Source organism: Salmonella sp. SJTUF15591 (assembly GCF_043356435.1).
GTDB lineage: Bacteria > Pseudomonadota > Gammaproteobacteria > Enterobacterales > Enterobacteriaceae > Salmonella > Salmonella enterica.
Genome location: NZ_JBEUJO010000002.1, coordinates 28,703 through 51,804 on the forward strand (window position 1 = coordinate 28,703; position 23,102 = coordinate 51,804).

Annotated in this window: 9 protein-coding genes, 1 other RNA gene and 1 pseudogene; 8 read left to right on the forward strand and 3 right to left on the reverse strand. The window is 54.1% G+C overall.

From position 1 onward, the window contains the following. The first annotated feature begins 322 nt into the window (after positions 1–322). The 7 genes from bapA (at position 323) to ABVM99_RS04395 (ending at position 19,834) form a co-directional block, all read left to right on the forward strand. Positions 323–11,797, forward strand: a complete 11,475-nt coding sequence (gene bapA, locus ABVM99_RS04365; RefSeq protein ID WP_023194788.1) for a biofilm-associated protein BapA — start codon at positions 323–325, stop codon at positions 11,795–11,797. A 64-nt stretch (positions 11,798–11,861) separates the two neighbouring features. Beyond that, on the forward strand, positions 11,862–13,271 hold the full coding sequence (locus ABVM99_RS04370) for a TolC family outer membrane protein (protein WP_000533846.1): 1,410 nt from the start codon (positions 11,862–11,864) through the stop codon (positions 13,269–13,271). Then, a complete protein-coding gene (locus tag ABVM99_RS04375) occupies positions 13,268–15,448 on the forward strand; it encodes a type I secretion system permease/ATPase (protein WP_023194787.1) in 2,181 nt (726 codons plus the stop codon). The genes ABVM99_RS04370 and ABVM99_RS04375 overlap by 4 nt, the downstream gene beginning before the upstream one ends. A gap of 7 nt (positions 15,449–15,455) precedes the next feature. Next, positions 15,456–16,619, forward strand: coding sequence for an HlyD family type I secretion periplasmic adaptor subunit (locus ABVM99_RS04380; protein WP_072101449.1), 1,164 nt, complete (start codon positions 15,456–15,458; stop codon positions 16,617–16,619). Between the two features lie 71 nt (positions 16,620–16,690). Beyond that, positions 16,691–17,053, forward strand: a transfer-messenger RNA (tmRNA) gene (ssrA, locus tag ABVM99_RS04385). Positions 17,054–17,237: 184 nt separating this feature from the next. Next, a complete protein-coding gene (locus ABVM99_RS04390; RefSeq protein ID WP_023194786.1) occupies positions 17,238–18,449 on the forward strand; it encodes an integrase domain-containing protein in 1,212 nt (403 codons plus the stop codon). Between the two features lie 26 nt (positions 18,450–18,475). Then, positions 18,476–19,834 (forward strand): SIR2 family protein, encoded by a 1,359-nt coding sequence (locus tag ABVM99_RS04395; RefSeq protein WP_023194785.1) that lies wholly within the window; start codon positions 18,476–18,478, stop codon positions 19,832–19,834. Positions 19,835–19,931: 97 nt separating this feature from the next. Here the strand turns inward: ABVM99_RS04395 and ABVM99_RS04400 are convergent, their stop codons facing one another. From ABVM99_RS04400 to ABVM99_RS04410, 3 genes are all read right to left on the reverse strand, one after another. Beyond that, positions 19,932–20,828 carry a hypothetical protein gene (locus tag ABVM99_RS04400; protein ID WP_023194784.1) on the reverse strand — a complete coding sequence of 299 codons (897 nt, stop codon included), beginning with the start codon at positions 20,826–20,828 and terminating at the stop codon, positions 19,932–19,934. 400 nt (positions 20,829–21,228) lie between these two features. Continuing rightward, the gene (locus ABVM99_RS04405; protein WP_023194783.1) at positions 21,229–21,795 is read right to left on the reverse strand and encodes a phage polarity suppression protein; all 567 of its coding nucleotides are present in this window, start codon (positions 21,793–21,795) and stop codon (positions 21,229–21,231) included. A gap of 16 nt (positions 21,796–21,811) precedes the next feature. Beyond that, positions 21,812–22,123: an ogr/Delta-like zinc finger family protein gene (locus ABVM99_RS04410; RefSeq protein ID WP_023194782.1), complete on the reverse strand. Its 312-nt coding sequence runs from the start codon at positions 22,121–22,123 to the stop codon at positions 21,812–21,814. Here ABVM99_RS04410 and ABVM99_RS04415 point away from each other — a divergent pair. Next, a pseudogene (locus ABVM99_RS04415) lies at positions 22,038–22,909 on the forward strand (primase-like DNA-binding domain-containing protein); the annotation flags it as partial. The gene ABVM99_RS04410 and the pseudogene ABVM99_RS04415 overlap by 86 nt on opposite strands. Positions 22,910–23,102: the final 193 nt, after the last annotated feature.

Here is a 23,102-nt window from a genome sequence, read left to right on the forward strand (position 1 = left end):
TCATCATGCATTGTTAGCCTACCCCACCTCTCCTTAACACAAACTCCGTTATATTTCAGACGCACTAACACCTTTATCAATAGATCTTAATTTGCAGAAAGATTTTTTTCTGACTATATCATCTAATACGAAAGCACTAGTCAGGCACAAAAAATAAAGGGTTATTCGGCGAGAAAACCAGACCTTCACCTACGCTCATAAAAAAGAATATGGCTACGGAAATTCATCTCTCATGATGAACGGGAAGGCTCGTCTACGCATTTTTCCCTGAACGTCGTGCCCGTTAATTAATACACAGAGCAAATCCATCAGGAGCTAATTTATGCGTCTACTCGCCGTGGTTTCGAAATTGACTGGCGTCTCCACCACTGTGGAATCCTCAGCGGTCACTCTTAACGCCCCGTCAATTGTTAAATTATCAGTGGCCCGGGAGGAAATTAGTCAACTTACGCGCATTAATCAGGATCTGGTGGTGACGCTCCATTCCGGCGAAACGATCACGATTAAAAACTTTTACGTTACCAACGATCTGGGCGCAAGCCAGCTGGTACTGGCGGAAAACGATGGCACGTTATGGTGGGTAGAAAATCCGCAAGCCGGGCTACATTTTGAACAAATCGCTGATATTAATGAGCTGCTGGTCACTTCTGGCGCTTCCCATGAAGCAGGCGGCGCCGTTTGGCCGTGGGTACTGGCTGGTGCGGTGGCGGCTGGCGGCATTGCCGCTATCGCGTCTTCCGGCGGCGGCGATTCCCACCATCATTCGGATGGCGATAATCCGCCCCCCGATAACACCAATCCTGACGGTAATCCCCCTGATAACAGCAATCCCGGCGGCAGTAACCCTAACGGCAATACTCCAGGTAGCAGTAATCCTGTAGATACCCCCCCACCTCTCGCTCCCGGCAACTTGTTGATTTCAGCGGACGGAAAAACGGTGAGCGGCGAGGCCGAAGCGGGCAGTACCATTACCATCAAAGATCCTTCAGGTAACGTCGTTGGCGAAGGCAAAGCGGATAGCGACGGTAAATTTAGTATTGATTTGACAGCGCCACAGCTTAGCGGCGAACAACTTACCGTGACCGCGACTGACGATGCCGGCAATACCGGCCCATCCGCAACCATTGATGCGCCCAACATTCCTCTCCCCGATACACCAGCTATCACCGCCGCTATCGATGATGCCGCTCCCCTCACCGGCACGCTGAGCAATAATCAGTTTACGAACGACAATACCCCCACGCTGGAGGGAACCGGCAGCGCAGGCACAGTCATCCATATTTACGCCAATGGTCAGGAAATAGGCTCCACAACGGTTGATAGCAGCGGAAGCTGGCGTTTTGCCATTACCAGCGCGCTAGCGGATGGGGAAAATCATTTCACCGCCATTGCGACTAACGTTAAAGGCGAAAGTAGCGAATCAGCCCGCTTTACGCTGACTATTGACACACTCATCCCCGATGCCCCACGTGTTGAACTGATTGCCGATAACACCGGTTTGCTCACCGGGCCGCTACAGAATAATGACCGAACTGACGAGGCAAAACCGCTCTTTTCCGGGCAGGGAGAGGCAGGCAATACCATCACGATTAAAGAGGGTTCAACCGTTATCGGCAGCGCTACCGTAGACGAAAATGGACGCTGGACCTTTACGCCGACTACGCCGTTAAGCGATGGCGAACATACCTTTACCGTCGAACAAAGCGACAAAGCCGGAAACGCGAGCCGCGTGACGACAACGCCTACTATCATTGTGGACACCACGCCACCGGACGCCGCTACCATTGATAATGTTGCGAAAGACGGCACAACCGTTAGCGGCACCGCTGAAGCTGGCAGTACCGTGTCGATCTATGACCCGGCGGGAAATTACCTGGGCTCCACGATTACCGGAGAAAATAACCACTTCAGCATCACGCTGAATCCGGCTCAGACCCACGGCGAGCGTCTGGAAGCGCGTATTCAGGACGCCGTCGGTAACATCGGCCCTGCCACGGAGTTTACCGCTTCTGACTCACAGTATCCTGCCCAGCCGACTATCCTTACCGTGACGGATGACGCTGGCGCCGTTACCGGGCTGCTGAAAAATGGCGATGCCACAGATGATAACCGCCCAACCCTCAGCGGTACTGCTGAACCAGGCAGTACGATATCGATTAACGATAATGGCTTTCCTGTACCGACCTTTCCGCCCATTGTCGCTGACGCTGACGGCAAATGGAGCTTTACCCCCTCGCTGGCACTTGCCGATGGCGACCATGTCTTTACCGCTACCGCGACCAACGATCGCGGCACCAGCGGGCAGTCCGTCTCCTTTACCATTGATATCGACACGCAGCCGCCGGTGCTGGAAGGCCTGGCGGTTAGCGACGTCGGCGACAGACTTACCGGCACTACGGAAGCTGGCAGTACTGTGGTTATCAAAGACAGCCAGGGAAATACGCTCGGTAGTGGAACAGCAGGCGACGACGGTACCTTCTCAATAGGTATTAGCCCGGCGAAAATTAACGGCGAAACATTAAGCATTAGCGTTACCGATAAAGCCGCGAATAGCGGTCCGGTAGAAACGCTGAACGCGCCGGATAAAACTGCGCCTGCGGCACCGGACGGTCTTACCGTGGCGACCGACGGTCTGTCCGTAAGCGGTCAGGCGGAAGCCGGGGCAACGGTCACTATCCGCGACAGTAGCAACACCGTACTTGGCAGCGCCGTCGCTAACGGCAACGGACAATTTATCGTTCCGCTGAATACGGCGCAGACTAACGGCCAGGCGCTTATCGCTACCGCCACCGATGTCGCGAAAAACGAAAGCGCCGCCGCGACGGTTATCGCGCCGGACAGTACCGCGCCGGAAATGCCGAAAAACGTGGTAATTAGTGAGGATGGCGCCAGTATCAGCGGCACCGCCGAACCGGGTAGCGCCATCACGATCGCCACGCCGGACGGCACGCCGCTTGGCAGCGGCAAAGCAGATGGCGAAGGTCATTTTACCCTTCCCCTCGTCCCCGCACAGACCAACGGCGAACAGGTTACCGTCACCGCCACCGACAGCGCCAACAACGTCAGCCCGCCAACTACAGCGCAAGCGCCCGATATCACCGCCCCGGATAAGCCCATTATCACTCAGGTGCTGGACGATGTTGAAAGCTTCACCGGGCCGCTGGTTAACGGACAAACCACCAATGACAACCGCCCCACCCTTAGCGGTACGACGGAGGCTGGCGCGCGTGTCGAAATTTTTGATAACGGCGTTTCGCTGGGACTCGCCACGCTACAGCCCAACGGCGGCTGGACGTTTACGCCGTCGCAAAATTTAGGTGAAGGCGCGCATCGACTGACCGTAATCGCAACCGACGCTAAAGGCAATGCCAGTCCGGCCGCGTCATTCGACCTGGTGGTCGATACGCAATCGCCGCAGCAACCGGTAATCACCTTCATTACAGATGATGCGCCGGGTATTCTCGGTAGCGTCGCGCATCTGGGGCTCACTAACGACAGCACGCCAACGATTAATGGTACAGGTGAACCGGGTTCCACAGTACACCTGTATCAGAATGGCGCCCGGATAGCAGATATTATCGTCGGTAATTCCGGCGTCTGGAGCTACGCCTACACCACGGCCTCGCCACTGGCGGACGACACCTACACCTTTACCGTGACGGCCAGCGACAGTAACGGCAACACCACGCCTTTTTCGACCGATTTTACGATTACCATTGATACCCAGGCCCCTGCCGCTCCCGGCGTTATCGGCGTAGCTGACGGCGACGGAAATACGATTGATACCAATCAGATTACCCAGGAATCCCAGCCCCGGTTGAGCGGTAGCGGCACCGCAGGCGACACAATCATCCTTTACGATAATGGCAATGCCATAGGTCAGGCGCTGGTCGGCACGGACGGGCGCTGGCAGTTTACGCCGCCTGCCGCGCTGGGCGACGGCGACCACCTTCTGACCGCTCGCGCCAACGATCCGGCGGGGAACGAAAGTCCCGAATCCATCAGCTTTACCCTACGCATCGATACCCAGGCACCGGATGCGCCGCAGATCGTGTCAGCCGCCATCACCGGCGGAGAAGGCGAGGTGCTACTGGCAAACGGCAGTATTACCAATCAGCGTATGCCGACCCTCAGCGGCACCGGCGAACCCGGCGCCATCATCACCCTGTACAATAACGGCGTAGAACTGGCTACCGTCCAGGTCAATCCACAGGGTAGCTGGACCTATCCGCTAACCCGTAATCTGAGCGAAGGGTTAAACATCCTGACGGCCACCGCCACGGATGCCGCAGGCAATAGTAGCCCCACCTCCGGCGTTTTCTCCGTTACCCTTGATACCCAGCCTCCAGCGCAGCCTGACGCGCCGCTGATCAGCGATAACGTCGCGCCGGTTATCGGCAACATCGGCAATAATGGCGCAACGAACGATACCACGCCGACCTTCAGCGGCACGGGAGAGATCGGCAGCACGATAATTCTCTACAATAATGGCAGTGAAATTGGTCGCACAACGGTAGGCGATAACGGTAGCTGGAACTTTACGCCTGCGGCACTGACGCCAGAAACCTATACCATTACCGTCACGGAAACCGATATAGCGGGCAACATCAGTCCACCTTCCGCCTCAGTCACTTTTACGCTAGACACCACTGCGCCCGCCAATCCGGTTATCACTTTTGCCGAAGATAACGTCGGCGAAGTCCAGGATACTATTGTCAGCGGCGCAACCACTGACGACAATACGCCGGTCATTCACGGCACTGGCGACATCGGCAGCATTATTACGCTCTATAACGGCAGCAGCGTTTTAGGCGTAGTCACCGTCGATGAGACCGGCACCTGGACGCTAGCGGTGACCAGCGCGTTGCCGGATGGCGTCTACACCCTGACCGCCATTGCCGCCGATGCCGCCGGAAACAGCAGCGGCGTATCGAACAGCTTTACCTTCACCGTCGATACCGTTCCGTTGCAACCGCCCGTCGTCAATGAGATCCTTGACGATGTTGCGCCAGTGACCGGGCCATTAACCGATGGCGCCTTTACTAACGATCGGACGCTGACTATCAACGGCAGCGGCGAAAACGGCAGCACCGTCACGATTTACGACAATGGCGTGGCAATCGGGACGGCGCTCGTCACCGACGGGACCTGGACATTCAATACGCCCGAATTGTCAGAAGCCAGCCATGCGCTAACCTTCAGCGCGACTGACGACGCTGGAAATACCACGGCGCAAACCCAACCGATCACCATTACCGTGGATATCACCGCCCCGCCCGCGCCAACGATCCAGACGGTGGACGACGATGGCACGCGCGTCGCCGGACTTGCCGACCCTTACGCTACCGTTGAAATTCATCATGCCGATGGCACCCTGGTCGGCAGCGCTGTCGCTAATGGCACCGGTGAATTCGTCGTTACGCTCAGTCCGGCGCAAACCGATGGCGGTACGCTGACGGCAATTGCTATCGATCGCGCGGGGAATAACGGCCCGGCTACGAATTTTCCCGCTTCCGACAGCGGTCTGCCCGCCGTCCCGGCCATCACGGCGATTGAAGATGATGTCGGGAGAGTACAGGGGAATATTGCGGCGGGCGGCGCCACGGACGACACCACGCCGACACTGCGCGGCACCACGGATATCGGCTCTACCGTTGAAGTTTTCATTGATGGCGATTCGGCAGGCTTTGCCACCGTTGACGCCAGCGGGAACTGGATCTTTGAGATCGCGACGCCATTAAGCGAAAGCACACATTACTTCACCGTCCAGGCAACCAATGCGAATGGCCCGGGCGGCCTGTCCGCACCGGTCGGGATCACTGTCGATCTTAGCGCGCCGGCGCAACCGGTTATTACCAGCGCAACGGATGATGTCCCCGGCATGACCGGTACGCTGGATAACGGCGCGCTCACCAATGATTCACGCCCGACGCTCAACGGAACGGGAGAAGCAGGCGCCACCATCCGCATTCTGGATAACGGCGTAGAAATCGGTTCCGCCACGGTAGATCAAAGCGGCAACTGGCGCTTCACCCCGAACGCGCCGCTGGAGAGCATCGCACACATCTTTACCGCCGTGGCGACCGATCCCGCCGGCAATAGCGGCCAGCCTTCGGACGGCTTTACGCTGAACATTGACGCGCAGGCGCCAGATGTGCCGGTTATCACGTCCGTGATTGACGATAACAATCAACCGACCGTTCCGGTGTTACCGGGGCAATCCACCGACGATCGGCAGCCAATACTGAACGGAACTGGCGAACCTGGCGCGACAATCACCATTTTTGATAACGGTACGCCGCTTGGCACGGCTCAGGTAGGCGAAAACGGTAGCTGGACCTTCCCGGTGCCCCGCAATTTGTCAGAGGGAAGCCATAATCTGACGGTTAGCGCTACCGATCCGGCGGGCAATACCAGCGCGGTCTCCGCGCCGTGGACGATCGTGGTCGATATTACGCCTCCGGCGATCCCGGTTCTCACCTCCGTTGTGGATGACCAGCCCGGTATTACCGGCAACCTGGTTAGCGGGCAGCTAACGAACGATGCGACGCCCACCCTGAACGGGCGCGGAGAGGCAGGCGCGACGATTAATGTCTATCTTGACGGTAATCCCGCGTCCATCGGTACCACGACGGTGAATAGCGACGGCACGTGGAGTTTCACGCCGCAGACGCCGCTTGCAAACGGTAGCCACACGTTCACCCTTAGCGCCACCGATCCGGCGGGTAATAGCAGCGCGGTGTCCAGCGGATTTGTGCTGACGATTGACGCCACACCGCCCGCCGCGCCGGTTATCGCCAGCGTGGCAGACAATACGGCGCCGGTGACGGGCATCGTCCCCAACGGCGGCTCGACGAACGAAACCCGACCAACACTTTCGGGTACCGGTGAGGCGGGTGCAACTATCTCGATTTATAATGGCAGCGCGCTGGTCGGCACGGCGCAAGTTCAGGCCAACGGTAGCTGGAGCTTTACACCGTCTACCTCGCTGGGCGCGGGCGTCTGGAACCTGACGGCGACAGCAACCGATGCGGCAGGCAATACCAGCGCCGCGTCCGAAATACGCTCGTTTACTATTGATACCACGGCTCCCGCCGCGCCTGTTATTGATACGGTCTACGACGGTACGGGCCCCATTACCGGCAATCTGAGTTCAGGGCAGATCACAGACGAGGCGCGCCCTGTCATTAGCGGCACCCGTGAAGCCAACACAGCTATTCGTCTCTACGATAACGGCACGCTGCTGGCTGAAATTCCCGCCGACAATAGCAGTAGCTGGCGCTACACGCCCGATGCCTCTCTGGCGACGGGCAACCATGTAATTACCGTCATTGCCGTTGATGCCGCAGGCAACGCCAGTCCCGTTTCAGACAGCGTTAATTTCGTCGTCGATACCACGCCGCCGCTGACGCCGGTAATCACATCAGTCAGTGACGATCAGGCGCCAGGCCTCGGCACGATCGCGAACGGCCAAAATACCAACGATCCTACGCCAACCTTCAGCGGCACCGCAGAAGCCGGCGCCACGATTACGCTCTATGAAAATGGTACGGTCATTGGCACGACAACGGCTCAACCTGACGGCGCGTGGAGCGTCGCCACCTCAACGCTGGCAAGCGGAACGCACGTCATCACCGCCGTGGCCACCGATGCCGCAGGAAACAGCAGCCCGAACAGTACGGCTTTCACCCTGACGGTCGATACCACCGCGCCGCAAACGCCAATCCTGACGTCCGTGGTGGATGACGTCGCGGGCGGGGTCACAGGAAATCTCGCTAATGGTCAGATAACCAATGATAACCGCCCCACGCTGAACGGCACTGCCGAAGCGGGCAGCGTGATCAGTATCTATGATGGCGACACTCTGCTTGGCGTCACCTCTGCTAACGCGAGCGGCGCGTGGAGCTTCACGCCGACGACAGGGTTAAACGACGGCACGCGCACATTAACAGTGACCGCCACCGACCCGGCAGGCAACGTTAGCCCGGCCACCAGCGGTTTTACTATCGTGGTCGATACCCTTGCGCCAACGGTTCCACTTATAACCAGCATCGTTGATGATGTCCCGAACAGTACCGGCGCCATTGGCAATGGACAATCGACCAACGACACACAGCCGACGCTCAACGGTACCGCGGAAGCCAACAGCGCGGTAAGCATCTTCGATAATGGCGCGCTGGTTGCGACCGTGAACGCCAATGCCAGCGGCAACTGGAGCTGGACGCCAACCGCCGCGCTCGGCCAGGGAAGTCACGCCTATAGCGTTAGCGCCGCCGATGCGGCTGGCAACGTTAGCGCCGCTTCGCCATCGATAACGATTATCGTGGATACCATTGCGCCCGGCGCGCCCGGCAACCTGGTCATCAATGCTACCGGTAATCGCGTGACGGGCACCGCGGAAGCAGGCAGTACAGTGACGATTACCTCTGAGACTGGTGTGGTACTGGGAACCGCCACCGCCGACGGTACAGGCAGCTTCACCGCCACACTCACGCCCGCGCAGACCAATGGTCAGCCGCTACTGGCATTTGCCCAGGATAAAGCAGGCAACACAGGCATTGCCGCCGGATTTACCGCGCCCGATACGCGTGTGCCGGAAGCACCGATCATCACCAACGTAGTGGATGATGTGGGTATTTATACCGGCGCTATCGCCAACGGTCAGGTCACTAATGACGCACAACCCACATTGAATGGTACCGCTCAGGCGGGCGCCACGGTGAGCATTTATAACAACGGGGCGCTGCTCGGCACCACCACGGCGAACGCCAACGGGAACTGGAGCTTTACCCCGACAGGCAATTTGACCGAAGGCAGCCACGCCTTCACCGCCACCGCGACTAACGCCAACGGTACAGGCAGCGTCTCCACCGCCGCGACGGTGATTGTCGATACGCTGGCGCCCGGTACGCCGTCAGGTACGCTCAGCGCCGATGGCGGTTCACTTTCCGGACAGGCAGAGGCAAACAGCACCGTAACCGTCACGCTGGCGGGCGGCGTGACGCTCACCACCACCGCTGACAGCAACGGCGCATGGTCTCTCACCTTGCCGACAAAACAAATTGAAGGTCAGCTCATTAACGTGACGGCCACTGACGCTGCGGGTAATGCCTCCGGCGCGTTAGGCATTACCGCGCCGGTTCTGCCGCTAGCGGCAAGGGATAACATCACCAGTCTTGATCTGACTTCGACCGCCGTCACCAGCACGCAAAACTATTCGGATTACGGCCTGCTGCTGGTTGGCGCGCTTGGCAATGTCGCCTCGGTTTTGGGTAACGATACCGCTCAGGTTGAGTTCACCATTGCTGAAGGTGGTACGGGCGACGTCACCATCGATGCCGCCGCAACGGGAATCGTGCTTTCGCTGCTCAGTACTCAGGAGATTGTGGTACAGCGCTACGACACCAGCCTCGGCGCCTGGACGACGATCGTCAACACCGCCGTTGGCGACTTCGCGAATTTGCTTACCCTGACCGGGAGCGGCGTTACCCTGAACCTGAGCGGCCTGGGCGAAGGCCAGTACCGGGTACTCACTTATAACACCAGTCTGCTCGCCACCGGGTCATATACCAGCCTGGATGTCGATGTACACCAGACCAGCGCAGGTATTATTAGCGGGCCAACCATCAGTACCGGCAACGTCATGGCTGATGATACCGCGCCGACGGGCACCACGGTCACCGCCATCACCAACGCCAACGGCGTCAGTACGCCGGTCGGCGCGGGCGGCGTGGATATCCAGGGACAATACGGCACGCTGCACATTAATCAGGATGGCAGTTACACCTACACGCTGACTAAGCCCACGGCAGGATACGGACATAAAGAGAGCTTCACCTACACCATTACCCAGAATGGCGTCGGTAGCAGCGCCGCGCAACTGGTTATCAATCTGGGTCCCGCGCCGGTACCGGGCAGCGTGATAGCGACAGACAATAACGCCTCGCTGGTCTTTGATACTCACGTTAGCTACGTCAACAACGGTCCCTCGACACAAAGCGGCGTCACGGTATTAAGCGTCGGACTTGGTAATGTACTGAACGCGAATCTGCTTGATGATATGACTAATCCGATCATCTTTAACGTTGAAGAAGGCGCTACGCGAACCATGACGTTACAGGGAACCGTCGGCGGCGTCTCACTGGTTTCCACGTTCGATCTGTACGTTTATCGCTTCAACGATGCCATTCAGCAATATGAGCAGTTCCGGGTGCAAAAGGGCTGGATTAACACCCTGCTGTTAGCCGGACAGTCTCAGCCGCTGACCCTGACGTTGCCTGGCGGCGAATACCTGTTCGTGCTGAATACCGCCAGCGGCATTAGCGTCCTCACTGGCTATACGCTGGCGATTTCCCAGGACCACACCTATGCCGTTGACAGTATCACCGCCAACACCACCGGCAACGTACTGACCAATGATGTCGCCCCTACGGACGCCCTCCTCACTGAAGTAAACGGCGTGGCGATTGCGACGACCGGCACGACGGAGGTAAACGGGCTGTATGGTTCGCTCATCATTGACGCAAGAGGCAACTATACCTACACGCTGAAGAACGGCGTCGGCGCCGACAGCATTAAAACGCCGGACAGCTTTATCTATACGGTCAAAGCGCCAAACGGCGATACCGATACGGCCTCGCTCAATATCACGCCAACCGCCAGGGCGCTGGATGCGATTAATGATGTCAGCGATACCCTTAGCGTCGCCACGCTTCAGGATACCGCTGCCTGGCTGGACTCCAGCGTCGGCAGCGCCAGTTGGGGGCTACTCGGCAAATCGGGCAGCGGGAGCGGCACCTTTGACGTTGCAACGGGCACCGTACTTAAAGGCGCGTCACTGGTTTTTGATGTCTCCACGCTCATTACGCTGGGCAATCTGAATATTAGCTGGGCCATTCAGGAGAACGGGACCGTCATACGCAACGGAACCGTTCCGGTGGCGAATATCACGCTGGGCAGCGCGACGGTGACCGTTAACCTGAGCGGCCTGGAGCTGGATGCCGGAACGTACACGCTTAACTTTACCGGCACCAATACCCTGGCCGGGGCGGCGACGATCACGCCACGCGTCATCGGCACCACTGTCGATCTGGATAATTTTGAAACGTCCGGAACGCATACCGTTCTCGGCAATATTTTTGATGGCAGCGATGCGGCGGGGGCGATGGATCAGCTTAATACGGTGAATACCCGCCTGAGCATTAGCGGGTATAACGGCAGCGCCGCCACGCTGGACGCCGCGGCGAATACCACCAGCGCCACGATTCAGGGACATTACGGCACATTGCAAATTAACCTTGATGGCGCCTACACCTACACCCTGAATAATGGCGTCGCGATGTCGTCCATCACCAGTAAAGAGGTCTTTACCTATCAACTGGATGACAAGATGGGTCATACGGATAGCGCCACATTGACCATTGATATGGCGCCGCAAATCGTCAGTACCAACCAAAACGATGTTCTCATCGGCTCCGCCTATGGCGATACGCTGATTTACCACCTGTTAAACGGCGCGGACGCGACCGGCGGCAACGGCGCCGATCGCTGGCAAAACTTCTCCACCGCGCAGGGCGACAAGATCGATATCCACGAACTGCTGACCGGCTGGGATCACCAGGCGGCGACGCTGGGTAACTTTGTGCAGGTTCATACCAGCGGTGCCAATACGGTGATATCCGTCGATCGCGACGGCGCCGGTAGCGCGTTTAAATCCACTGACCTTGTCACGCTGGAGAATGTGCAGCTCACGTTAAATGATCTGTTGCAGAACAACCACCTGATAACCGGCGGTTGATAAAAAAGCCCCGAACGCCACGACGTTCGGGGCAACAAGCGGTGATATTTAAAAGGGATAAACTATGGGAAGAGTCGCGCCTGTCGCCATCGTACTGGCATTTGCTTTGTTTCATCACCAGCCCCGGGGCGCAGAAGCGCTGCCAATTATCACATCCGAAGGATTAGCAACGGACCAGATGCTTCCTTCGCTGGATGGCTCCGCCGCTGAGTTGCCGCTCAGCGCCGCCGCGCCGGGCAACCTGACGCTCAATGACGCGGTCAATCGCGCCGTTAACTGGCATCCTTCTATTCGCGAAGCCATCGGCAAACTGCTCGCACAGAATGAACAAATAGAGGTCGCCAAATCGAAATATTATCCGCAAGTCAGCGCTGGCGTGAACAATGGGTACAGCAATACCTACACCGATCACGGGTATAGCCCCTCGCTAGTGCTGTCGGTATCGCAAATGCTTTATGACTTCGGCAAAGTGGCAAGCCAGGTTCGCGCCGAAACCGCAGGCGCAGCGCAGCAACAGGCCAATGTGTTGCTCAGTATTGATACCGTCGCGCACGAAACCGCCAACGCCATTGTACAAACGCAGAGCTGGCAGCAAATGGTAGAAGCGGCGGAAGAACAGCTCGTCGCGCTGGACAGCATCGGTAAACTTATCCGGCAGCGCAGCGATGAAGGCGCTACGTCGCTCTCTGACGTGGTGCAAACCGAAGCCAGAATCGAATCCGCCCGCTCGCAACTGGCGCAGTATCAGGCCAATCTCGATAGTGCGAAAGCCTCACTGATGAGCTGGCTGGGCTGGAATTCGCTTAACGGCATCAATAATGACTTCCCGGCGAAACTCGCTCGCAGCTGTGAGACGGCGACTCCCGACGATCGACTGGTGCCCGCGGTACTGGCCGCCTGGGCGCAGGCCAACGTTGCGCGGGCGAATCTGGACTATGCCAGCGCGCAAATGACGCCGACGATTTCGCTCGAACCTTCTGTACAACATTATCTTAATGATAAATATCCCAGTCATGAAGTGCTGGATAAAACCCAGTATTCCACCTGGGTGAAAGTTGAGATGCCGCTTTACCAGGGCGGAGGGCTGACTGCCCGACGCAACGCCGCCAGCCATGCGGTAGACGCGGCTCAGTCGACCATTCAACGCACCCGGCTTGATGTCCGCCAGAAACTGATGGAGGCGCGCAGCCAGGCAATGAGTCTTGCCAGCGCGTTACAAATCCTTCGTCGGCAACAACAGCTTAGCGAACGTACGCGCGAACTGTATCAGCAGCAATACCTTGACCTCGGTTCCCGACCGCTGCTCGACGTACTTAATGCGGAGCAGGAAGTTTACCAGGCGCGTTTTGCCGAACTGCAAACGGAAAGCCAGTTGCATCAGTTGCAACTGAACTGTCTGTATAACACCGGCGCGCTTCGTCAGGCGTTCGCGTTAAATCATCGCAGCATTCAATCCGTGGAGATCCAGCCATGACCCGCGCCGCCCCCGATGTAGAAAAGGTACTCAGTGAGCGCGCGCTAAGCCAATGGGCGCAGGCCATCAGCCATGTCGCCGGTCATTATCGCGTTGCCTGTTCTCCCGGTTCAATTCAGGCCAACGCCCCGTGGTTTAGGGGTAAAAGCAGAACGACCGCCTTAACGCAGCTCGCGCGGCAGGCGGGTTTATCCTTTCATGCGCCGGACATAGACAAAACGGCATTTAGTCAGTGGCGATTGCCGTTGGTTGTCGAGCTCCGGGACGGGCAGTTATTGGTCATCGAACATGTTAATGGCGAAGATGCGGTAGACGTTTTTGTGATTGAAGAAGAGGGTCAGCGTAACCGCCTGACGCTCAGCGAGTTATTGCCGGAGATCCTCTATGTTGCCGCGCTACGCCCGCTATCGGCGCTCAAGGATAGCCGCGTCGACCGCTATATCTCCCGCTTTAAACCTGACTGGATGCGCGAGCTGGTTCTGCAGGATATTCGCCCTTATTTACCGGTAATGGTCGCCGCCTTTCTGATTAACGTGCTGTCGCTGGCCGGGATTGTGTTCTCTATGCAGGTTTACGATCGGGTGATCCCCGCTCAGTCATATCCTACCCTGTACGTTCTCTCCTTCGGCGTGCTGGTAGCGGTGCTGTTCGGTTTTCTGCTGCGTGAAGCGCGTACGCACATTATGGACGTGCTCGGTAAACGCGCCGATATGCGCATTTCCGATCGGGTATTCGGTCATGCGTTAAGGCTGCGCAACAGCGCTATCCCCCGTTCCACCGGCAGTTTTATCTCGCAGTTACGCGAACTGGAGCAGATCCGCGAGATGATTACCTCTTCAACGCTGGCGACCATTGTCGATCTGCCTTTCTTTTTCCTGTTTATGATAGTCCTGGCGATTATTGCCCCACCGCTGGCATGGATAGCGCCCGTGGCGGCTCTGCTGATGATCCTGCCGGGCGTCGCACTGCAAAAAAAACTGGCTGTCCTCGCCAACCAGGCCGCCCACGAAGCGACGCTACGCAATGCAGTCTTGGTCGAAAGCGTTCAGGGGCTGGAAGATATTAAACTGATGCAGGCGGAGAACCGCTTTCTTCAGCAGTGGAATAGCTATATCCGTATTACCGGCGAGTCGGGTCTACGCACCCGCAAACTCACGCAAGGGCTTATCAGTTGGGGGATGTCAGTACAAAGTCTGGTGTATGCCGCAGTGATTATGTTCGGCGCGCCGATGGTTATTGAAGGCAGTATGACTACCGGCGCCGTGGTCGCCGCGTCGATGCTCGGCTCGCGGATGATCGCGCCAATGGCTAACCTGTGCGGCGTGCTGGCGCGCTGGCAGCAGGTGAAAGCGGCGAAGATGGGTCTCGACAACATTATGCAACTGCCCACCGAGACACAGCATGACGATAGCCTGATACACCGCGACATCCTCCACGGGCATTACCTCTTTGAAAACGCTCAGTTTCGTTACCATAACGACGATCAACGCATACCGCTGCGCCTCGTGCGTCTGGAGATCATGCCAGGCGAGCGGATTGCGATACTGGGGCGTAACGGTGCGGGTAAATCCACACTTTTACAGGCGATGGCGGGCGGCCTGGAGATGATTCAGGGAGATGCCCGGCTTGATAATCTCAGCTTGTCGCACATCGATATGGCGGATTTACGCCGCAACATCGGCTTTCTTAGCCAGAATGCGCGGCTTTTCTTCGGTACCCTACGAGAGAACCTGACGCTCGGCGCGCCGCACGCCAACGATGAACAGATTTTTGACGCGCTCGAAGTCAGCGGCGGCGCCGTCTTCGTCAGGCGGCTGGCAAAAGGGTTGGATCATCCCATTATGGAGGGTGGTAACGGCCTGTCCGGCGGGCAGCGTCAGTCCCTGTTGCTGGCGAGAATGCTGCTGCGCTCCCCCAATATTGTGCTACTTGACGAACCCAGCGCCTCGCTGGACGAGCATACGGAACGAGAGTTTATTCAGCGGTTACATCAGTGGCTTGGCAATCGTACCCTGGTCGTCGCGACGCACCGGGTACCAATACTGGAGCTGGTTGAGCGTGTCATTGTCCTGAAAGAAGGACAACTGGTGATGGATGCGCCAAAAGCGCAGGCGCTTAACGCGGATCGGATGCAAAGTCACCGTCGGGAGTGGAAAAATGAAAACCAATCAGCATGATGCCGCGATGGACGATTTCGATATTCAGCGTGAACGGGCGTTCTCCGGCGCGGGTCGTATTGTTCTGATCTGCTCACTGTTATTTCTCATTCTCGGCATCTGGGCGTGGTTTGGCCGGCTGGATGAGGTTTCCACCGGCAACGGGAAAGTGATCCCCAGTTCACGCGAACAGGTTCTGCAGTCGCTGGATGGCGGCATTCTGGCGCAGTTGACGGTGCGGGAAGGCGACAGAGTTCAGGCTAACCAGATTGTCGCCCGGCTTGATCCGACGCGTCTGGCGTCCAATGTGGGTGAAAGTGCGGCAAAATATCGCGCTTCACTCGCCTCCAGCGCACGGTTAACTGCGGAAGTCAGCGACTTACCTCTCGCCTTCCCCGCTGAGCTGAACGGCTGGCCGGATCTGATTGCCGCAGAGACGCGTCTCTATAAAAGCCGCCGCGCGCAGCTGGCCGATACCGAAGCCGAGCTACGGGATGCGCTGGCGTCGGTTAATAAAGAGCTGACCATTACCCAGCGGCTGGAGAAAAGCGGCGCGGCCAGTCATGTTGAAGTGCTACGCCTGCAACGACAAAAAAGCGATTTAGGCTTAAAAATTACCGATCTGCGCTCACAATATTATGTGCAGGCACGCGAAGCGTTATCGAAAGCGAACGCTGAGGTCGATATGCTCTCCGCCATTTTAAAAGGACGCGAGGATTCCGTCACCCGCCTCACCGTGCGTTCGCCGGTACGCGGCATTGTTAAAAATATCCAGGTCACGACGATTGGCGGCGTGATCCCGCCTAACGGCGAGATGATGGAGATAGTGCCGGTAGACGATCGTCTGCTGATTGAAACCCGCCTTTCGCCGCGTGATATCGCCTTTATTCATCCCGGCCAACGCGCATTGGTTAAAATTACTGCTTACGATTACGCCATTTACGGCGGGCTTGACGGCGTGGTGGAGACCATTTCACCGGATACCATTCAGGATAAAGTGAAACCGGAAATTTTCTACTATCGCGTGTTTATCCGCACCCACCAGGACTATCTACAAAATAAATCAGGACGCCGTTTTTCGATTGTTCCAGGCATGATCGCCACGGTGGATATCAAAACCGGTGAAAAAACCATTGTCGACTATTTAATCAAACCGTTTAATCGCGCGAAAGAAGCGCTGCGCGAGCGGTAAATCGTTGAAGATAAGAAGATACGGGGGCTGGTCACGCATGTCACAAGTCTGTTATACTTACCTTACACATTGGGGCTGATTCTGGATTCGACGGGATTTGCGAAACCCAAGGTGCATGCCGAGGGGCGGTTGGCCTCGTAAAAAGCCGCAAAAAAATAGTCGCAAACGACGAAAACTACGCTTTAGCAGCTTAATAACCTGCTTAGAGCCCTCTCTCCCTAGCCTCCGCTCTTAGGACGGGGATCAAGAGAGGTCAAACCCAAAAGAGATCGCGTGGATGCCCTGCCTGGGGTTGAAGCGTTAAAACTAATCAGGCTAGTCTGGTAGTGGCGTGTCCGTCCGCAGGTGCCAGGCGAATGTAAAGACTGACTAAGCATGTAGTACCGAGGATGTAGGAATTTCGGACGCGGGTTCAACTCCCGCCAGCTCCACCAAATGATGATCCGGATACGTCCGGTGAAGTACAGAAAGCCCGCACGGCACAAGCCCTGCGGGCTTTTTTGTGTCTGTCGTTGTCCGAGGGCATCCGGCTAAATCCGATGATTATTGGTATACGTTTAGGTATACGATAGGATGTATACCTAAACGCGTATACCAATTCATGAAGGAGCGGCCACAGTGGCACGGACAACGCGCTCCCTGACCAACACCGAAGTTCTGCGCGCTAAAGCGTTAGAGAAGGATCTAACGCTGCATGATGGCGATGGCCTTTTCCTGATAGTGAAAACCAGCGGGAAAAAGCTCTGGCGCTTCCGTTATCAACGTCCGGCGACAAAACAGCGGACAATGATGGGGCTAGGTGCTTTCCCCGCCCTTTCGCTTGCTGATGCTCGCGGACTAAGAGCGGATTACCTTGCCTTATTAGCCAACGGAATCGACCCGCAAATTCAAGCTGAAATTGCAGAGGAACAGCAGCAAATCGCACTGGACAGTATTTTTTCAACCGTCGCCGCTAACTGGTTCCAGCTTAAAAGCAAAAGCGTTACCCCTGATTACGCGAAAGACATTTGGCGTTCACTAGAAAAAGATGTATTCCCTGCCATCGGTGAGATCCCAGTTCAGCAAATCAAAGCCCGAATGCTTGTTGAAGCCCTAGAGCCTATCAAAGCACGTGGGGCGCTAGAGACGGTACGTCGTCTGGTGCAGCGTATTAATGAGATAATGATTTACGCCGTAAACACAGGTCTGATTGATGCCAATCCAGCATCAGGTATTGGGATGGCCTTTGAGAAACCTAAAAAGCAAAACATGCCGACGTTGCGACCAGAAGAATTGCCTAAGCTGATGCGTTCGCTAGTCATGTCAAATCTATTTGTTCCGACTCGCTGTCTCATTGAATGGCAGCTCCTGACCCTTGTGCGCCCTTCTGAGTCCTCCTGCGCTCGGTGGTCAGAGATCGATCTCGATGCCAAGCTCTGGACAATTCCAGCCGAACGGATGAAGGCTAAACGAGAGCACATCGTACCTTTGTCTCCTCAAGCATTAGAAATTTTAGAAGTGATGAAGCCAATCAGTGCCCATCGAGAACATGTTTTTCCTAGCAGAAATGACCCTAAGCTGCCAATGAATAGCCAAACAGCTAATGCCGCACTCAAACGCATTGGTTATGGTGGGAAACTGGTTGCTCATGGATTACGATCTATAGCAAGTACATCTCTCAATGGGGCGGGTTTTAATTCAGACGCAATTGAGGCGGCACTTGCTCACAGCGATAAAAATGAAGTTCGTAGAGCATACAATCGTTCAACTTATCTCGAACAACGTATAGACTTGATGAATTGGTGGGGTAAATTTGCGCACAATCGCCTCCACCTCATGCAAGTGATTTAAAATATTTCACAGCAAAGGAGTCTTAAATGCCAAATAACTACTACCAGTATATTGAAGACGTTAGTGATGATATAAAAACATGCCTTGAAGGGATGGGATGCCAACCCATACTTTTCGTTGGTTCAGGGTTAACCAAGAGATATCTTTCTGGTCCAAATTGGGAAGAACTTCTCCAGCAACTTGCAGATGAATGCCCTAATATTGATAAAAGATTCGCTTATTATAAACAGAGATATCCTGAACTAATTGATATTGGAAGTGTATTTTCTGATTCTTATAATGAGTGGGCATGGGGAGAGGGGGAAAAGAATTTTCCAGCCGAGTTATTTGAAGCGGGGAATGAACCAAGTATTTATTTTAAATATAAGATATCGAGTGTTTTCAATTCATTGCTCCAAGAAAAGGAAATTGTAAACAATAACGAGATCGATCTTTTAAGAAAGATCCACCCTCATTCAATCATAACAACAAACTATGACAAACTGCTCGAGTCGATTTATCCTGAATTCACCCCTATTATAGGTCAAAAAATCCTATATGCTAATCATGGTAGCATTGGTGAGATACTAAAAATACACGGCTGCTGCTCCAATCCTAAAAGCATAATAATAAATCGTGATGACTACGATGATTTCATAAAGAAAAAGAAATATTTAAGCGCAAAACTTCTTACATTCTTTGCTGAGCACCCTCTTCTATTTATAGGTTACAGCGCAGAAGATTCGAACATAAAGAACATACTATCTGATATTGATGAACTACTTTCAGAAAATGGAGACGTCATTCCAAATATATACATTTTAGAATGGACAGACAAACAAAATGAAAATGAATACCCACGCCGTGAACGGCTAATTCAAGTATCTGCAAATAAAAGCATTAGAATAAAAAGCATAGTAGCAAATGATTTCTCTTGGGTATTTTCGGCGTTTGGCGCGAATAGAGCACTTGATAACATAAACCCTAAATTATTACGGGCACTTTTAGCTCGCACTTACGACCTCGTCAGAACTGATATACCGCGCAATCCTGTTCAGGTTGATTATCGAGTTTTATCAAGCATTAGCGAATCTGAAGGTGAACTAGCTAAATTATATGGCATAGCCACATCGTCAGATGGTATGGCATTTAATGCCAGTTATCCTTTCACTCTAACCACGCTAGGGCAGTCGCTTGGCTTCAAAGGTTGGCATGATGCTAACAAGCTATTAGAAATAGTAAAAAACATTACTGGCGTCGACATTAAGACATTCGATAACAAATACCACTATGCAATAATGAACGGTGATGAGATACAATCTCATAGATATTCTAACTATCTTCGTGAACTCCTTGAGAAAGTTCGAAATGGAGAGGAGTTTGATTTAGGGGTAAAGGCTCCGTAATCATTTCTATCCTTGTCACTCTTTATAGCCGCTTAAATAGCGGCTTTTTTTTACGATAAGTTCGATTTTTCTTGCCCTTTAGTTTGTTGTTTAGTATCTATTCATTCTCTAGTTGCTCGGGGTTTTTATTATTTAAATAGCGAATAAAATCCTCGTCAAAAGAATTAATTATACGCATCGATTCATAACCTATCTTGCCATTTTCCGGGATACGATAATCATACTTAAATGGTTTAACCCTTCCATTTTTGGAAATTAGGTTGATAGAAACATACTTACCATCAATGTTAACCATAAAAGTGTGACCATTAAATTTCTTGTCGCTATTTATATGATTTTCTACCGATGCTTTGATATGTTCAGGGCCCGTTATTAATAACCGAGAATTTCCTTGTACACTGGAGTTCTTATCAAAAAATGGTTCATAGTTATAGCTTTGTTCATCATCGGGTGTGATTTTCTCCTCTCTATTAACTCTCGTTGATACTTGCTTCTCAGACATATTTGTAGAATCTACATCTTGATTGTCATTGATTTTTTTAATTATATTACGCAATGATAAGTTTTCTTCACGAAGTTTTTCTATCTCTTGTTCAAATTCAATACTCATTTTGACAGCGTCAGAACGAATCTTTCTTGCCTCATCGCGAGTCAAAGGGGTTTCATCATCTATTTTTTGTTGTATTTCTTTAAGCTCCACCTGCCTTTTCCGGAAAAATGCGTATGCAAATTTCGCAGGGTATGGATAAATGAAGATAAAGAATAAAGTCGTAACAAAAGGGAGTAATAGTCCGTATATAAGATGGGAGTAATCACCTGAATATATAGAACCGTCTATAAACTTGAATTTATCTTCTATCTTCATATCAGAGAACAGAGTAAATATAAACTTATAGTTCCATATTACCCATGACAGCAAAAAACATCCCAGTAGCGGACTGGTTAACCTATCGTACAGTTGTGCCTTTACCGTTTTTATTAAATCTTCAAACATATTAATCACCCAATAAAAGATGAGGTTCTAAATGTAAAATATAATAATCTTGATGCTTCAAAAAAATCAATCAGTTACATTATCTAAGCTAGTCTGATTTTGCTTCCAAAAAAATCATTTGTGAGCAGTCTCACTATGAATTGGGAAAAGTGACGAGCCTAAGCAGATTAGCCATAAATCTTAACCAGTTATCTCACCACAGCGCGCAATGCTCTCCCCGCCACGCCTGCCCGCTTAAGGGACCGCTTTTAATGCAGGTGCAAAGGTGGCCTCAGGCCGCACCGCGACTGGCGCTGGCAGTGAGTACAGAGGCGGGAAAACGTATGCAAAGCCATGCACCCTTTGGATGCATGGCTTAATTCGGGAAAAATGACGGGATTTACGGGGATTTTTTGACAGGCTACTGCGCGGCCAGTCCGGCGCGTCGACGGGTGTAAATCATGTTCTGTGCAGGGGTGAATTTTTCACGATTATCATCCTGCGAAGGCGCGTCAGGCCTGTATCCGATGGCCGTTAAAATGTCGTTATCCTGTGCAGAATGATTAATTTCATTTCCTGCGGCCAGCCAGACGGAAAGAGCTTCTCTCAGGTAAGAGACTGAACGGTCAATCGCGCGATTTTTTATCATCGCGGGCTGGTTTTTAATCCCCATCAGCTCCGGTGCCAGTGCGGCGGTCAGCTCTGCGCCGTTCTGCTGCATAAAATCATGCAGCCGGTTACGGATGCTGATGCGCTGCACTTCCTCATGCGAGAAGATGTAGCGACCGGCGGCCTGATTCACCTCCCATTTTTTTACGTCAATCAGGTCACGCAGCGACTGTAATCTGCGGGAGCCTGATGCGTTGTCATCCGGCAATAATTCCTGATATTCCTGCATTGCGGCGGCCAGTTCGGTTTTACGGTTCAGCCACGCGGTTTTGTTCGTCTGACAGGCTTCATAGGTCTGCTGTAAGGTCAGGGTGGTCACGGATTGTCTCTCCTGATTAATGGCGGAACGGCGAGCTGTAGCAGCCTTTTACCCGACGGGGTGCCACGGGGGCTGTCGGCACCGGCGCGGGTTTCTCATTGACGACCGGCGAACGTATTGTAAGTATCACTTCAAAGATGGACTCATGCGTTTTGAATGTCGCCGAGCAGGGCACATTCTGGCACTGCAGGTAACTCTCTTTGACGCTGTCAGACATATAGCGGCTGGTACGAACGTGGGCCGCCGTGCGGCAGAATGGGCAGCTCTTTCTTGAGGTGACCGGGCCGGGCGGGAGCGAAAAAAGTATTCTGGCCGAAATTGCGACCATGCTTGCCGGGGAAGATAATGCCGCATCGGCCCCCATCGAAACGCTGGAATCACCGCGCGAACGCGCCGCGCTGATTGGCTTCTCGCTGATTCGTCTGCCTGAGCAGGAAAAGTGGAGCGGTGACGGGGCAGGACTCAAGGCCATCACCGGCGGTGATGCTGTATCGGTCGACCCGAAATACAAGGATGCGTACTCCACCCATATTCCGGCGGTGATTCTGGCCGTGAACAATAACCCGATGCGCTTTTCCGACCGCAGCGGCGGTGTTTCCCGTCGCCGGGTGATCCTGCATTTCCCGGAACAGATTGCCCCGAAGGAACGCGACCCGCAGCTCAAGAACAAAATCGCCCGCGAGCTGGCCGTGATTGTGCGCCAGCTAATGCAGAAGTTCAGCGACCCGATGACCGCCCCCCCCTGCTCCAGTCACAGCAGAACTCCGACGAGGCGCTCAGCATCAAGCGCGACGCCGACCAGGCATTTGATTTTTGTGGCTATCTGGAGGCACTGCCGGAGCCTGACGGTATGTATATTGGCAATGCCAACATCATTCCGCGTCAGCCGCGTCTGTATTTGTATCATGCCTATCTGGCGTATATGGAAGCCCACGGCTACAGGAATACCCTGAGCCTGACTATGTTCGGTAAGGGGTTGCCAGCCATGCTGAAAGAATACGGGCTGAATTACGCCAGGCGGTGAACAAAACAGGGGATGCAGACGAATCTTGCGCTCAGGGAGGAAAGTAACGACGACTGGCTGCCCCGGTGCGACGAAACCGCCGCAACATAACCTACCCGGACCGGCATCAGCCGGTCTTTTTTTATCTGAAATCCCGGAAGGTGAACAGTAAAGCGTTCACTGCTCACGGACCGTTAACCATATATCAGATTGAAATTAAAGATAAATAATGGCGTGTGAACAGTTTTCCGTAAAAAAAGTTTTTTCATTACCTGGCCTCGATTTCATCACAGAACCAATGCCT